General features: G+C 67.9%; 15 protein-coding genes. 10 read left to right on the top strand and 5 right to left on the bottom strand.

Going from position 1 to position 14178, the window contains the following annotated elements; translation table 11 throughout:
- Positions 1 to 351 precede the first annotated feature (351 nt).
- The gene (locus tag GC106_RS38225) at positions 352 to 1314 is read right to left on the bottom strand and encodes an adenylate/guanylate cyclase domain-containing protein (protein ID WP_173140684.1); all 963 of its coding nucleotides are present in this window, start codon (positions 1312 to 1314) and stop codon (positions 352 to 354) included.
- Positions 1311 to 1763 carry a universal stress protein gene (locus tag GC106_RS38220; protein ID WP_173140682.1) on the bottom strand — a complete coding sequence of 151 codons (453 nt, stop codon included), beginning with the start codon at positions 1761 to 1763 and terminating at the stop codon, positions 1311 to 1313. The genes GC106_RS38225 and GC106_RS38220 overlap by 4 nt, the downstream gene beginning before the upstream one ends.
- Positions 1764 to 1980: 217 nt before the next feature.
- Between GC106_RS38220 and GC106_RS38215 the strand changes: the two genes are divergently transcribed.
- Positions 1981 to 3762 carry a 3-hydroxyacyl-CoA dehydrogenase family protein gene (locus GC106_RS38215; protein WP_173140680.1) on the top strand — a complete coding sequence of 594 codons (1782 nt, stop codon included), beginning with the start codon at positions 1981 to 1983 and terminating at the stop codon, positions 3760 to 3762.
- 52 nt (positions 3763 to 3814) lie between these two features.
- Here the strand turns inward: GC106_RS38215 and GC106_RS38210 are convergent, their stop codons facing one another.
- Entirely contained in the window at positions 3815 to 4990 is a 1176-nt protein-coding gene (locus GC106_RS38210) for a cytochrome P450 (RefSeq protein WP_173140678.1), read from the bottom strand.
- Positions 4991 to 5117: 127 nt separating this feature from the next.
- Here GC106_RS38210 and GC106_RS38205 point away from each other — a divergent pair, with 127 nt between their 5' ends.
- The 8 genes from GC106_RS38205 (at position 5118) to GC106_RS38170 (ending at position 12090) form a co-directional block, all read left to right on the top strand.
- Positions 5118 to 5789: a GbsR/MarR family transcriptional regulator gene (locus GC106_RS38205; protein ID WP_173140676.1), complete on the top strand. Its 672-nt coding sequence runs from the start codon at positions 5118 to 5120 to the stop codon at positions 5787 to 5789.
- Between the two features lie 66 nt (positions 5790 to 5855).
- Entirely contained in the window at positions 5856 to 7556 is a 1701-nt protein-coding gene (locus GC106_RS38200) for a sodium:solute symporter family protein (protein ID WP_173140674.1), read from the top strand.
- Positions 7557 to 7565: 9 nt separating this feature from the next.
- Positions 7566 to 7799, top strand: coding sequence for a hypothetical protein (locus tag GC106_RS38195; protein WP_173140672.1), 234 nt, complete (start codon positions 7566 to 7568; stop codon positions 7797 to 7799).
- 46 nt (positions 7800 to 7845) lie between these two features.
- Entirely contained in the window at positions 7846 to 8796 is a 951-nt protein-coding gene (locus tag GC106_RS38190; protein ID WP_173140670.1) for a DUF3558 domain-containing protein, read from the top strand.
- 73 nt (positions 8797 to 8869) lie between these two features.
- Positions 8870 to 9871, top strand: a complete 1002-nt coding sequence (gene dhaK / locus GC106_RS38185) for a dihydroxyacetone kinase subunit DhaK (protein WP_173140668.1) — start codon at positions 8870 to 8872, stop codon at positions 9869 to 9871.
- Positions 9871 to 10491 (top strand): dihydroxyacetone kinase subunit DhaL, encoded by a 621-nt coding sequence (gene dhaL, locus GC106_RS38180; protein WP_173140666.1) that lies wholly within the window; start codon positions 9871 to 9873, stop codon positions 10489 to 10491. The genes dhaK and dhaL overlap by 1 nt, the downstream gene beginning before the upstream one ends.
- Positions 10488 to 11141, top strand: a complete 654-nt coding sequence (gene dhaM / locus GC106_RS38175) for a dihydroxyacetone kinase phosphoryl donor subunit DhaM (protein WP_312873213.1) — start codon at positions 10488 to 10490, stop codon at positions 11139 to 11141. The genes dhaL and dhaM overlap by 4 nt, the downstream gene beginning before the upstream one ends.
- A 10-nt stretch (positions 11142 to 11151) precedes the next feature.
- Complete coding sequence (locus GC106_RS38170; protein WP_173140664.1) at positions 11152 to 12090, top strand: DUF3558 domain-containing protein; 939 nt, start codon at positions 11152 to 11154, stop codon at positions 12088 to 12090.
- 25 nt (positions 12091 to 12115) lie between these two features.
- Here GC106_RS38170 and GC106_RS38165 read toward each other — a convergent pair whose 3' ends face one another.
- Positions 12116 to 12646 (bottom strand): NUDIX domain-containing protein, encoded by a 531-nt coding sequence (locus GC106_RS38165; RefSeq protein ID WP_173140662.1) that lies wholly within the window; start codon positions 12644 to 12646, stop codon positions 12116 to 12118.
- 42 nt (positions 12647 to 12688) lie between these two features.
- Here GC106_RS38165 and nucS point away from each other — a divergent pair, with 42 nt between their 5' ends.
- Positions 12689 to 13348: an endonuclease NucS gene (gene nucS / locus GC106_RS38160; RefSeq protein WP_173140661.1), complete on the top strand. Its 660-nt coding sequence runs from the start codon at positions 12689 to 12691 to the stop codon at positions 13346 to 13348.
- A gap of 67 nt (positions 13349 to 13415) precedes the next feature.
- On the opposite strand, the gene GC106_RS38155 is transcribed toward nucS, so the two are convergent.
- Positions 13416 to 14147: an AraC family transcriptional regulator gene (locus tag GC106_RS38155; RefSeq protein WP_173140659.1), complete on the bottom strand. Its 732-nt coding sequence runs from the start codon at positions 14145 to 14147 to the stop codon at positions 13416 to 13418.
- Positions 14148 to 14178 lie beyond the last annotated feature (31 nt).

Genomic DNA, 14178 nt, shown 5'->3' with positions numbered 1-14178 from the left:
GACAGGTCCCCGCCCGCACCGGCCGCGCGGGTGTCGTGCACACTGATCAACTGAAGCCCTTGGTGAGTGATCTTTCATCTGTCGCAAGAAGAATGATCAACCAAGGGCTTCACTCATGATCAACAGGGGTCCCGACCAGCCACCCGAAGGTTAAAACTCAAGCTAGGCCGTGTTTCAAATGCCCGATCGCGATAGCCGGGCCGGATGCGGCCCCTGACGCCACCGCGGGACCGCCCAAAGACAACCAGTATTCGCGGCGATCCCGCGGCGACGCCAGGAACCGCCCCACCGAGCCGATTCCGGCCTCCGGCCGGGGCAGACTCTCATCGACCGGGACATTCGAAACACGACCTAAGCCCGCCTGAGCACCGACGGTTTGAGGCGGTCGAAACCGCGCACGGACACCGGCCGCAGGTGCCGGATCGCGAAACCCGGTTCGCCGGACAGGGCCTCGGCCAGTTCGGAGTCGATCATCACCGCGCCCGGCCGGCAGATCGACGTCAGCCTGCTGGCGATGTTCACGGTCGAGCCGTAGACGTCGCCGAACCTGCTCAACACGCGTCCGTACGCCAGACCCGCGCGCAAGGACGGCAGCACCGGATCGGCTTCGGCCAGTTCCACCAAGGTCAGGGCGATCTCGGCGCCGGCGAACGGCGTGTCCGCGACGAACAGGACCTCGTCGCCGAGCATCTTCACGACGCGGCCGTGGTGTTCGGCGATCGCCTGGGTCACGGTGGTCTCGAACCGTTCCAGCACGGATGCCAGCTCCGTCTCACTGGAGCGGCGGGTGAGGTTGGTGTAGCCGACCATGTCCGCGAACCCGACGGCCTGGCTGCCTTCTTCCAGCGCTTCCTCCGGCGCGGCCAGCGCACGGCCCGCGTACGCCGCGAGCTGACGGCGCCAGGTGAAGTTGTGCAGGCGTTCCAGGTCCGGGACCAGGCGGTCGATGAAGCGGGCGAACCCGCGTTCGTCCTCCAGCACCGACGGCTGCGCGGCGATCAGCTGGCGCAGCACGTGGATCTCCATCTCGGCGATCCTGGACACGTGCTGGCCGAGCACGCGGGCGATCGAGTTCAGCACGGACTCGTCGTACAGCCCGAGTTCGCCGAGTTCCTGGACCATCCGCAGGGCCTCGACGTCGCTGTCGGTGAACACCACCTCGTCGTCGCCGACGCTCGCGAAACCCAGTGACCGCCACAGGTCCGTGGCACGCTCCAGCGGCACGCCGACCTTCTTGGCGACCTCGAGCCGGGTGTACTTGCGGCGGCCGCCGAGCAGGACGCGTTCGATCCGGGCTTGCAGGGACTCGCTCACGTCGTGTGCACGATGAGCACGTCGACCCCGGACTTGCGGGCGGCCTCGGACGGCACCGAGCCGAGAATCCGCCCGGCCAGCGTGTTCAGGCCGCGGTTGCCGACGACAAGCAGGTCGGCCGACCGCTCCTTGACCAGTTTGGTCAGCACCGGGACCGGGTCGCCGACCACGGCGACGGTGTCGATCTTGCCGGCGCCTGCCCGGACCGCGCGTTCGGACGCGGTGCGGACGGTGTCCTCCGCCGGTGCGGAGCCGACGACCTGGTAGGCGACGTCGGGCCCGAGTTCGTCCTGGGCGTGGTCGGCCTCACGTTGGCTCACGGGCTGGTACGCGCACGCGATCACCAGCGTCGCGCCCGTGGATGCGGCCACGGCGGCGGCCTTGTCGACCGCGCGATACGACGAGTCCGAACCGTCCGTGCCGACGACAATGGTCTGGTAGGCAGCCATGGCAGTCCCTCCTCGGCGAGCTACTCGGGGTAACTTACCCTGCCGTAGCCCCGGTACGCATCCATGACCTGGGTTTCGGCCCGAAACATCAATTTCGCCGCCGAATCGCCAAGGGCGATCTTTCTTTCACGATACTGAGGCGTAGTTCACGGAATTTCGCCGAACCGGCCAGGCATCGTGGTTACCCAACGGTAGGACCCGGCCTTGGAGGTTTCCGGTGAGTCGCGAGTTCAGGCGAGTTGGCGTGGTCGGTCTCGGCATTCAGGGTGCCGGGGTCGCGGAGGTGTTCGCGCGTGCCGGACTCGCGGTGATCGGCGTCGAAGTCGACCAGGAAAGCCTCACCCACGGCCGCGGCCTGATCGAGCACTCGACCGAACGCGCCGTCGCCGGAGGCAAGCTGACCGAGGACGAGCGGACCGCGCTGCTCGGCCGGATCGGCTACACCACCCGGCTGGCCGACGTGTCCGAATGCGACATCGTGATCGAGGCGGTCACCGAGCTGCTGGAGCTCAAGGCCGACCTGTTCGCCGAGCTCGACCGGATCACGCCGCCGCGGACCATCCTGGCCACCAACACCTCCAGCCTGTCGGTCACCGAGATCGGTGTCCACACCGGACGGCCGGAGCGAGTGGTCGGCACCCACTTCTTCAACCCCGCGCCGGTGCTCAGACTGGTCGAGGTGGTCCGCACGGTCGTCACCGAACCGGACGTGATCACCGATGTCGTCGGCCTGATCGAGCACGTCGGCAAGACCGCGCTGGTGATCGGCGACCGCGCCGGTTTCCTGTCCAACTCGCTGCTGTTCAGCTACCTCAACCACGCCGTGCTGATGTACGAGCAGAAGTACGCCACACGTGAGGACCTGGACGCCGCGATGCGCTACGGCTGCGGCTATCCGATGGGCCCGCTGGCCCTGCTCGACCTGATCGGCCTGGACATCGCGTCAGAGATCCTCGACACGATGTACAAGCAGTCGCGAGACCGGCTGCACGCACCCGCGCCGCTGCTCAAGCAGATGATCACGGCGGGCCTGCTGGGCCGCAAGACCGGCAAGGGCTTCTATACCTACGAAGAACCCGGTTCACCGGTTGTCGTCCCGGACTCGAAGACACCCGTCAAGTCCACAGAGGACGGAGCGACGCCGAGGGACGTCGCCCGCGTCGGCGTCGTGGGCACGGGCACGATGGCGACGGGCATCGTCGAGGTGTTCGCCAAGAAGGGCTACGACGTCGTGCTGCGTGCCCGCGGCGAGGACAAGGCGAACGCGGCACTGGCCAAGGTCCGCAAGTCGCTGGATCGCGCGGTGGCCAAGGGCAGGCTCGCCGAAGCCGACCGGGACACCATCCTGGCCAGGATCGTGCCCGCGGTCGAGTTCGAGGAACTGGCCGACTGCGACCTGGTGATCGAGGCGGTCGCCGAGGACCTGGCGGTCAAGCGGACCGTGTTCGGCGCGCTGGACGAGGTCTGCAAGCCCGGCGCGATCCTGGCGACCACCACGTCCTCGCTGCCGGTGATCGAGTGCGCCGCCGCGACCTCGCGGCCCGGTGACGTGGTCGGCCTGCACTTCTTCAACCCCGCACAGGTGATGAAGCTCGTCGAGGTCGTGGCCACGATCGCGACGAACGCGGACGTGGTGGCCACGGCCCACGCGATCTGCGAGAAGGCCGGCAAGCACCCGGTGCACTGCGGCGACCGGGCCGGGTTCATCGTCAACGCGCTGCTGTTCCCGTACCTCAACGACGCGGTGAAACTGGTCGAGGCGCACTACGCCCCGGCGGAGGACGTCGACACCGCGATGAAGACGGCCTGCGGCCTGCCGATGGGCCCGTTCGAACTGCTCGACGTCGTCGGCCTGGACGTGTCGCTGGCGATCCAGCGCACGCTCTACAACGAGTTCCGCGAGCCCGGCTTCGCCCCGGCGCCCCTGCTGGAACACCTCGTCACGGCCGGACGCCTGGGCCGCAAAACCGGCAAGGGCTTCCGCGACTACACCTCGTGAGTGTTTATCCGGGTTAGAACACGGATAAACACTCACGAGGGATGACCAGGGGTTATGCCTGTTGCCAGGTTACTGGGAGCTCGGGCGGGTTGAACACGATGCCGTCCTGGAGCCCGGGCAGTGACTCGAAGGGCACGGCCAGGCTGAGCGTCGGGAACTGGGTCGCCAGTGCCCGGAACGCGGCCTGCAACTCCACCCGGGCCAGTTGCTGGCCGAGGCACTGGTGGATGCCGTGTCCAAACGCGACATGGCCGCCCTTGCCCCGGCCGATCACGATCGAGTCGGGGTCGTCGAACACGGCCGGATCGCGGTTGGCGGCGTGCAACGACAGGGTGACCGTCTCGCCCGCCTTGATCAGCTCGCCGTCCACCGTGACGTCCTCGAGCGCCGTACGCACGGAGAACGGGACAATGCTCATGTACCGCAGCAGTTCCTCGACGGTGGACTCGGTGTTGTCCCGCATCGCTTCGACGAGGCCGGGTGTGCGCGTCATCGCAAGCGCGCCGACGGTGAGCATGTGCATGGTCGTGGCGAGTCCCGCCGAGAGCAACACGCCCGCGATCGTCGCCAGCTCGGTGTCGTCGAGGTCCGACGTGGTCAGGCCGCTGAGCAGGTCGTCGGTGGGTGCCGCTCGCTTGGCTTGCACCAACCTTGCGACGTACTCGCCGAACCCGGTGATCGCCTTGGCGTACTCGTCCGACGAAGGGTCCACAGTAGACACCAAGGTCACCGCGTTGTCCTCGAACAACGCACGTTCCTCGTAAGGCACGCCGAGCAGCTCGCAGATCGTCAGCGTGGGCACCGGCCGCGCGAACGCCGCGACGAAATCGACGGGCGGTCCCTTGCGTCGCATGGCATCCAGGTGTTCGGCCACGGTCTGCTCGATCCGGTCGGTGAGCTGGCGCATCCGCCGGACGGTGAACTGGCCGGTGAGCAGACGGCGGTAACGCGTGTGCTCCGGCGCATCGAGGCCAGTGAGGTCACCCGGCATCGCGGACGGCAGGGCTCCGCCGTCGGCCGGCATGCCGGTCGGCAGGCTCAGCAGCTCGTACCGCGCGCTGAACCGGGAATCGGCCAGCACGGCGCGCACGGCCGAACGACTGGTGGCCAGCCAGCCTGCTTTGCCGTCGGCGTAAGTCATCCGCGTCAACGGTTGCCCGCCGAGCAGCTCCTGTGGTGGGTCGAACGGCCGGTCCGCGGACCGTTGTGTGGGCAGTCCCTGCTGCATCACGCACTCCTCCCTGTTGCGTTCACCCAACGATAAATCGACAATCAGCACCGCGTGGCCGAGGAAATGCAATCCTTGCAATGGTTCTGACGATGAACGCAACGATCGTTGCGGTGATGGAGGGGACATGCCACGGCTGACGCTCGAAGAACGCCGGTTCATCGCCGACGCGATGGCCGACGGCCTGGGGTACGCCGAGATCGCGCGGCGGCTCAACCGGCCGACGTCCACGGTCAGCCGCGAGGTCGCCCGCAACATCGGCAGCCATGGCTATCAGCCCGAGCAGGCCGAGAGCGTCACGCGGCAACGCGCCCGCAGGCCGAAGACCACCGCGCCCGCGACGAAGGCCGGGACCGCCCGCGACAGGCGCGACTTCGAAGCCAGGCTGGTGGCGGTGCTGATCGAGAAAGGCGTGCCCCGCATGGCCTCCCGGGTCATGGCCAGCCTCTGCGTCGCCGACAGCGAGAGCCTGACCGCGGCCGAGCTCGTCCGGCGGCTGGAGGTCAGCCCGGCGTCGGTCTCGGCCGCGATCGGCTATCTGACGGATCTGAAGTTGATCAGGCGAGAGCACGACGGCCGCCGCGACCGGTACGTGGTCGACAGCGACGCGATGGTCCGCACGTCGATGGCGAGCGTGCTGACCATGGACCGCTGGGCGCGGATCTCGCACGAGGGCGCGATCCTGTTCGGCGATTCGGTCGCCGGCGACCGGATGGCGAAGATGGGGATGTTCCTCGAGAAGTTCACCGAGGACATGGTCGCCTCGATCGACCGGTGGCGGCACCTGCTCTACCCGTGAGGGAGGTTTGTCCGCTATGCGCCCGCTCGTCATGCGGACCGCGCGAGTCGTGGTTATGTTGACGCAATGCTGTTGGCTGAGGCGAACTTCCGCCTGGACGCACAGGCCGTCGACTACGTACTGCTCGGTTTCTACTTCGTGATCGTGCTGGGCATCGGCGTACTGGCGCGGCGGTCGATCTCCAGCAGCCTGGACTTCTTCCTGTCCGGGCGCTCGCTGCCGGCCTGGGTGACCGGGCTGGCGTTCGTATCGGCCAACCTCGGCGCGGTCGAGGTGTTCGGGATGACGGCGAACGGCGCCCAGTTCGGCATCCCGACCGTGCACTACTACTGGATCGGCGCCATCCCGGCCATGGTGTTCCTCGGCATCGTGATGATGCCGTTCTACTACGGCTCCAAGGTGCGCAGCGTGCCGGAGTACCTCAACCGGCGGTTCGGCCCGGCGTCGCACCTGGTGAACGGCATCAGCTTCGCCACCGCGCAGGTGCTGATCTCCGGGATCAACCTGTTCGCCCTCGGCTCGGTGGTCAACGTGCTGCTGGGCTGGCCGCTGTGGCTGTCCATCGTGCTGTCCGCGGCGATCGTGCTGACGTACACCGCGATCGGCGGGCTGTCCGCGGCGATCTACAACGAGGTGCTGCAGTTCTTCGTGATCGTCGCGATGCTGATCCCGTTGACCGTGGTCGGCCTGCACCGCGTCGGCGGCTGGGAAGGGCTCGTCGACCGGATCGCCGACAAGGGCAACGAGATCAGCTCGTGGCCGGGCACCAACCTGACCGGGATCGGCGACGCCACCCTGTCGGTGCTGGGCATCGTGTTCGGGCTCGGATTCGTGCTGTCGTTCGGCTACTGGACGACGAACTTCGCGGAGGTCCAACGTGGACTCTCGGCCAAGAGCATGTCCGCGGCCAAGCGCACGCCGCTGATCGGCGCGTTCCCGAAGACGTTGCTGCCGTTGGTGATCGTCATCCCCGGCATGCTCGCCGCGGTGATCTCGCCGGAACTGGCCGCCGCCAAGGCACAGCTCGCCGCGAATCCCAACGCGACGACGGACGTGCAGTTCAACGACGCGATCAAACTGCTGATCAGGGACGTGCTGCCGAACGGCATGCTCGGCGTGGCGATCACCGGCCTGGCCGCGTCCTTCATGGCCGGCATGGCGGCGAACGTGAGCGCGTTCAACACCGTGTTCACGTACGACATCTGGCAGACCTACATCAGGAAGAACCGGCCGGACGCCTACTACCTGAAGGTCGGCCGGGTGATCACGATCGTCGGCGTGGTCGCCGCGATCGGCACCGCCTTCATCGCGGCCGGTTACGAGAACATCATGACGTACCTGCAGACGTTGTTCTCGTTCTTCAACGCGCCGCTGTTCGCGACGTTCATCCTGGGCCTGTTCTGGAAACGGATGACCCCGGCCGCCGGGTGGTCGGGCCTGGTCGCGGGCACGTTGTCGGCGCTGGCCGTGTTCATCCTGGCCAACTCCGGCGCGGTGACGTGGTTCGGCTCGCCGGACAGCCAGGGGCCGAGCTTCGTCGGCGCGGGTGCCGCGTTCGTGGTGGACATCCTGGTCAGCGTGATCGTCTCGGTGCGGACCAAGCCGAAACCGGACAAGGAGCTGACCGGTCTGGTGTGGTCGCTCACACCGCGTGAGAGCCGTAAGCACGGCGAGGAGGGCGAGGACCGCGGCTGGTACCGCAAGCCGAGCGTGCTCGCGGGCGGCGTGCTCGTGCTGACCGTCGTACTGAACATCATCTTCTGGTGAGGACTTGTGATGGCTTCTCGAGGCAGTCTGTTCGACCTGCGGTGGATCATCGCGCTGCTGTTCGGTGTGTACGGCGTGGTCCTGCTGGTCATGGGCATCGGGTTCGAGAGCGACGCCGACCGGGCGAAGACCGGTGGCTTCAACGTCAACCTGTGGGTGGGCATCGGGATGCTGGTGTTCACCGCGCTGATGGCGCTGTGGGCGCTGATCCGTCCGCTGCGCATTCCTGACGAGGCGAAATGAGGTGTTCCGTGCACGCGGCGCGATTCGGGTCGCTACCGTGCACGGTGTGTCTCGAAGTGCTCGTGTCTGGCTGACCGCCGCCGTCATGCTGACCGTCGCAGGCTGCGCCGGTCAGGTTGACCTGGGCAAATCCGTCACGAACCGGACCACGGTGAAGGCCGCGGGCTCGTTCAACGACGACGCGCTGCGCACTGTGGACCCGTGTGGGCTGCTCGCCGACGACCTGCTGAGCACCATCGGCAAGAAGAAGCAGGGCGTGCCGGACCGGCGCGGCTACTCGGAGTGTTCGCACAGTGTCACCGATCCCGCGTCCGGCAAGGACATCCGGTTCGTGGTCAAGGTCGGCGCCGACCTGATCGGCGCGCCCAAGCAGGTCGGCAAGTCCATCGCCGGCCTCGGCGTGTTCGAGACCCGGACGAGCTCCGGCTGCTCGCAGACCGCGGTGACCACCCGTGGCCCGGACCATGGCCTGGTCGTGGCGGCCTACTGGGACAGTGGCGACCCGTGCGACGCGGCGATCAAGCTGCTCGAAGGCGTGGTCAGGACGATCTCCGAGGGCAAGTCGAAGTACGACGACACGCCGGGCAGCCTGGTGCGGCTGAACCCGTGCGCGGCGATCGACGACAAGTCCGCCGCGGCCATCACCGGCGCGACGACGCAGAAGGAACCGGACGACATCCGTGGCTGCCGGTACCGGACGCGCCCGGCGTACATCTCGGTGAAGTACACGATCGATTTCGACCCGGGCCAGACGGCCAGGTCGTACAGCCCGGTCAAGGTCGACCTGACCGACAAGGTCAAGGGCGCGTGGCAGTTCAAGACGAACATCTCGCCGGACAAGTGCCAGATCGAGTGGGTGCACCGGGCGTTGTCGGGCAACCGCGGCGAGAACGTCAACGTCTCCTTCGAGCGCGACCCGCCGGACCCCGGACAAGACCCGTGTGCGAAGGCGGTCGAGGCCGCCAGACTCGTCGCCACCAAACTGGCGACGTCCTGATCATTCCACTTTCGCGATGCCGTTCCGTCAGGTAGGAAGGCTGTGCCCAGCCCACCAGCGCCGGAGGCCGGAAGTGAAGAAGATCATCAACGATCCGTCGACCGTGGTCACGGAGTCGCTGCGCGGCCTGGCGGCGGCGCACGGCGACATCCTGAAGGTCCGGACCGAGCCCGCCGTGGTGTACCGCGCCGACGCGCCGGCCAGCGGCAAGGTCGCGATCGTGTCCGGCGGTGGTTCCGGCCACGAGCCGATGCACGGCGGCTTCGTCGGACTGGGCATGTTGGACGCCGCCTGCCCCGGCGCGGTGTTCACCTCGCCGACGCCCGACCAGGTGCAGGCCGCGATCGAGCACGTCAACGGCGGCGCGGGCGTGCTGCTGGTCGTCAAGAACTACACCGGTGACGTGCTGAACTTCGAGACCGCCGCGGAGTTCGCGGCGGCCGAGGGACTCGACGTGCGGACCGTGGTGATCGACGACGACGTGGCCGTGAAGGACTCGCTGTACACCGCCGGACGGCGTGGTGTCGGCGGCACCGCGCTGCTGGAGAAGATCGTCGGCGGTGCCGCCGAAGGCGGGTACAGCCTCGACGAGTGCGAGGCGTTGGCGCGTCGCGTGATCGGCTCGGTCAGGTCGATGGGCGTCGCGCTGACCGCGTGCACGGTGCCGCACATCGGCGAGCCGAGTTTTGTGCTCGAGGACGACGAGATCGAGATCGGGATCGGCATCCACGGCGAACCGGGCCGCCGTCGCGTCCCGCACCAGCCCGCGGAGCAGCTCGTGCAGACCCTGCTGGAACCGATCCTGGACGACCTGCCGTTCAGCTCCGGCGACCGCGTGCTGCTCTTCACGAACTCCATGGGCGGGACGCCACTGGTCGAGCTCTACCTCGCGCACGGCATCGCCGAGCGGTTGCTGGCCGACCGTGGTATCACCGTCGAACGAAGGCTGGTCGGCCCGTACGTGACCAGCCTGGAGATGCAAGGGATGAGCCTCACGGTGTTGAAGGTGGACGACGAGATGCTGCGCTGGTGGGACGCGCCGGTGCGGACCGCGGCGCTGCGGTGGGGTGCCTGATGTCCTGTGATGCGGCAGGTGTGGTGGCGGCCCTGCGGTCGGCCGCCGAGGTGGTCGAGGCACACCGGGACGAACTCGTCACCCTGGACCGTGAAATCGGTGACGGCGACCACGGTGAGAACCTGAAGCGCGGCTTCACCGCCGTTCTGTCCAAACTGGACAATGCAGGCGACACGCCCGGCGCGGTGCTGAAAGTGGTCGCCAGCACCCTCATCTCGACCGTCGGCGGTGCCGCGGGGCCGTTGTACGGCACCGCTTTTCTGCGCGCCGCCGCGAAACTGGGCACCGAGCCGGAGCTGACCGCTTCGTCCGTTGTGGACGCGTTGGCCGCTGCCCTGGAAGGGGTTGTGGCACGCGGTAAGGCCGAGGTCGGCGACAAGACCATGGTCGACGCCCTGACACCGGCGGTCGCGGCTGCCCGGGACGCCGCCGGATCGTCGGTCGCCGAGGTGCTCCGGGCCGCCGCCGACGCGGCAGGCAAGGGCGCCGAGGACACCGTGCCGCTGGTCGCCCGCAAGGGCCGGGCCTCGTACCTCGGGGAACGCAGCGCCGGGCACATGGACCCCGGGGCCAGGTCGACCGCGTTGCTGCTGCGGGCCTTCGCGGACGCGGCGTCGTGATCGGGCTGGTGCTGGTCTCGCACAGCGCCAAACTGGCCGAGGGACTGGCCGAGCTGGCCGGTCAGATGGCGCCGGACGTCCGGATCCTGCCGGCGGGCGGGCTGCTGGACGGCACGCTGGGCACGGATTTCGACGCCGTGTCCGCGGCTTTGGACCGCGCCGACGCAGGAGACGGCGTAGTGCTGCTGTACGACCTCGGCAGCGCCAAGATGACCGCTGATCTCGCCGTGGAGATGCTCGGCGACCCGTCCCGCGCCGCCGTTGTCGACGCGCCGTTCGTCGAAGGCGCCGTGGCGGCCGCGGTCGCCGCACAAGGCGGTGGTGATCTCGACGCCGTGCTGACGGCCGCGGTTTCGGCGGGCGCCCCGGACGAGGTCGTGGACGCCGGGACCGGCACCGACTTCGTGTTGACCAACGACATCGGGCTGCACGCCCGGCCCGCCGCGCTTCTTGCCCGAACTGTTGCCGAACTTGACGCGAAAGTGACCGTACGATTCGGCGACAAGCAGGCAGACGCGGCAAGTGTGCTCGCGCTGATGAGTCTGGGTGCCCGCGGCGGCGACACTGTGGCGGTGTCGGCGACAGGCCCGGACGCCGCCGAAGCCTTGCGCCGGGTACACGACCTCGTGGCCCGAGGGTTCGACGAGTGAAGGACGGCGCATGGGGTGGTCGCGGTGGGCTGTGCTCATCGTAGGGTTCCTGGTGTCGGGGTGCACCACTCAGGTAGGCGGTGCGGCGTTACCCGATCCCGCTTACGCACCACCGAAACGCGTCTCGTCCACCTCGACGGACTTGCTGGGTACGGCGAACACGCTCGACCCGTGCAGCCTGCTCGATCCCGCCGCCTTGTCCCAGTTCGGCACGCCACAGCAGACCGAGCAGGAGTCGTACGACTACTGCTGGCTGAAGCTGCCGCTGGGCAGCACCACAGTGGCCGTCCGTTTTGGACTGCTGGAGCGGGTGCGGGGTGAGTTGCGGGCCAAGGAGATCGAGCCGGTCGGCGCGTTGCGTGTCTTCGAGGAGAATCCCGCCAAGGACCGTTGCGCGCGATACATTCTGTTCAGCGACAACGTGACCATGATTGTGTCGGCCGACACGTACGAATCGCCTGGCGCGTCCGTCCCACAGCTGTGCTCCATCACCGAGAAGACAACGACCACGATCGCCGAGAACGTGGCTGCCAGGAAGGTCACGCACTTCACGTTCCCCGCCTCGTCACTCGGCCGGGTGGACCCGTGCAAGGTGGTGACCGTGGCCCTGGCCCAGGTGCCGGGACTACCCACGGGCGAGGTGATCAGCTACCCGGGGCAGCACCAATGCCGCTGGGGCCTGGCGATGGTGCCTTCGCTGACCGTGCGATTCGTGTTGGGCACGCCCGCCACAGCGCCCGAGGTGCGGCAGGAAACCATCGCAGGCAGGCAAACCGGCGTCTACCCGGTGAACGTGGCCGGCCGGTCTGTGTGTGTCGCGGAACTGAAGCACGGCACTGGCCGTGAGCTGGCCCAGGTGCTCGTCCGGTTGCCCGCCGGCAACACGGAGGCCGCCTGCGCGGCACTCCGCATTGTCGCGGCTGAGGCGTGGACCAAACTTCCCGCCTGAGAGGCGCATCACGCCGAACTGAACGTCAACGGCGCTCGTACATCATCAGCATGGTGTACGCGGCGACCGTCTGGGCGTCGGTGATCTCCTGGCGCTGGATCATCGCCTCGAACTCCTTGCGGTCGAACCACCCTGTCCGCATGTCCTGCTCCTCGTGCTCACGCTCATGGGGTCCTTCGACCAGTTCGGTGGCGAGGAAGATGTGACCGCGCTGGCTGGACAGGCCCGGCGCCACGTCCAGCATGCCGAGCTCGACCATCTGGCCCGCGCGCAGCCCGGTCTCCTCACGCAGTTCCCGTGCCGCCAGCTCACGCGGTTCGAGGTCGGCCCGGTCGGGCGCCGTGCCCTGGGGAAACTCCCAGCGGCGGATGCCCAGGGGGTAGCGGAACTGCTCGACCATGTGGAGACGGTCGCCGTCGAGCGGGACGACCAGGGCGTACGTCGGCTTGTCGACGACCGCGTAAATGCCGTCCGAACCGTCGGCACGGCGGATTTTGTCCTCGCGGAGCCGCATCCACGGGTTCTCGTACACCTGCCGGGTGTTGAGCGTCTGCATGGTCCAATCGTGTCAGGCCAAGGTGACGTATACCCTGCCCCGGTGCGTCTAGTAATAGCTCGCTGCCAGGTTGACTACGTCGGACGGCTGACCGCGCATCTCCCGATGGCCCCGCGGCTGCTGATGGTCAAGGCGGACGGTTCCGTCCTCGTGCACTCCGACGGCGGTTCCTACAAGCCGCTGAACTGGATGAGCCCGCCCTGCTGGCTGACCGAGGAGGAAGGCCTCTGGACCGTCCAGAACAAGGGCGGCGAGAAGCTGATCATCACCATCGAGGAAGTCCAGCACGACTCCAAGCACGACCTCGGCATCGACCCCGGCCTGATCAAGGACGGCGTCGAGGCCCACCTCCAGGAACTGCTCGCCGAGCACGTCACCACCCTCGGCGACGGCTGGGTCCTGGTGCGCCGCGAGTTCCCCACCGCGATCGGCCCGGTCGACCTGATGTGCCGCGACGCCGACGGCGGCTCGGTCGCCGTGGAGATCAAGCGCCGCGGCGAGATCGACGGCGTCGAGCAGCTGACCAGGTACCTGGAGCTGTTGAACCGCGACCCGCTGCTGGCCCCGGTGAAGGGCGTGTTCGCCGCCCAGCAGATCAAGCCACAGGCCAGAACCCTGGCCGAGGACCGTGGCATCCGCTGCGTCGTGCTGGACTACGACGCGTTGCGCGGCATGGAGTCCGACGAGTTCCGGCTCTTCTGACCGGACTCACCCTCGTGAGTGTTTATCCGTGTTCTAACCCTGATAAACACTCACGACCTTGCCGACATCATTCCGCGGTGAAATACCGGGCCGGGGACGTGCCGGTGACGCGGCGGAAGGCGGACACGAAGGCGGAAGGCGTCGAATAACCGACCATGTGGGCAGTGGCGGTGACGGACGTGCCCGAAGCCAACAAGCCGAGGGCATGGGTGAGCCGCAGGCGCGTACGCCATTCGGCGAAGCCCAGGCCGGTCTCGGCCACGAAGAGGCGGGCCAGGGTCCGCGAACTCGCTCCGACGGTCCGGCCCCAGTCGGCGAGGGTGCGGGGATCGGCGGGGTCGGCCTGCAAGGACGAAGCGATCCGGGCTGTGCGGTCCGACGACGGCATGGGCAGTTCGATGGGAGTCGTGGGCACGGGTTCCAGCAGGTCCTGCAGCAGCGCCTCGGCCCGGGCGCGGGGCGCGGGCTCCAGCGGGGAAGCCAGATACGACAGCAACGGGCCGAGCAGTGGCCCCACGCGGATCACGGTCGGGACCTGCCAAGGCACGAGATCCGCCGTGATCAGCAGGCTGCGCATGTGCGTCGCCGACCGGCTCGATCCTGTCGTGTGCCGGACGCCCGCGGGAATCCAGAGCGCACGGCTGGGCGGGAGAATCCACGTCCCGAAGGCCGTTCCGATCGTCAGTGCGCCGTCCTCGGCCCAGTTCAGCTGGTGCGCCGGGTGTTCGTGCCAGTCGAAGCGGAACCCGGGCATCAGCATCGTGCTGCCCACCAGGATGCTGTGTCCGGTTCGCGACATATCTTGGCAGTCTAGTTCGTAGCGGACGTTC

Origin of the sequence: Kibdelosporangium persicum, assembly GCF_013280595.1 — a bacterium.
GTDB lineage: Bacteria > Actinomycetota > Actinomycetes > Mycobacteriales > Pseudonocardiaceae > Kibdelosporangium > Kibdelosporangium persicum.
This window is presented reverse-complemented; position numbering and strand designations above follow the sequence as displayed.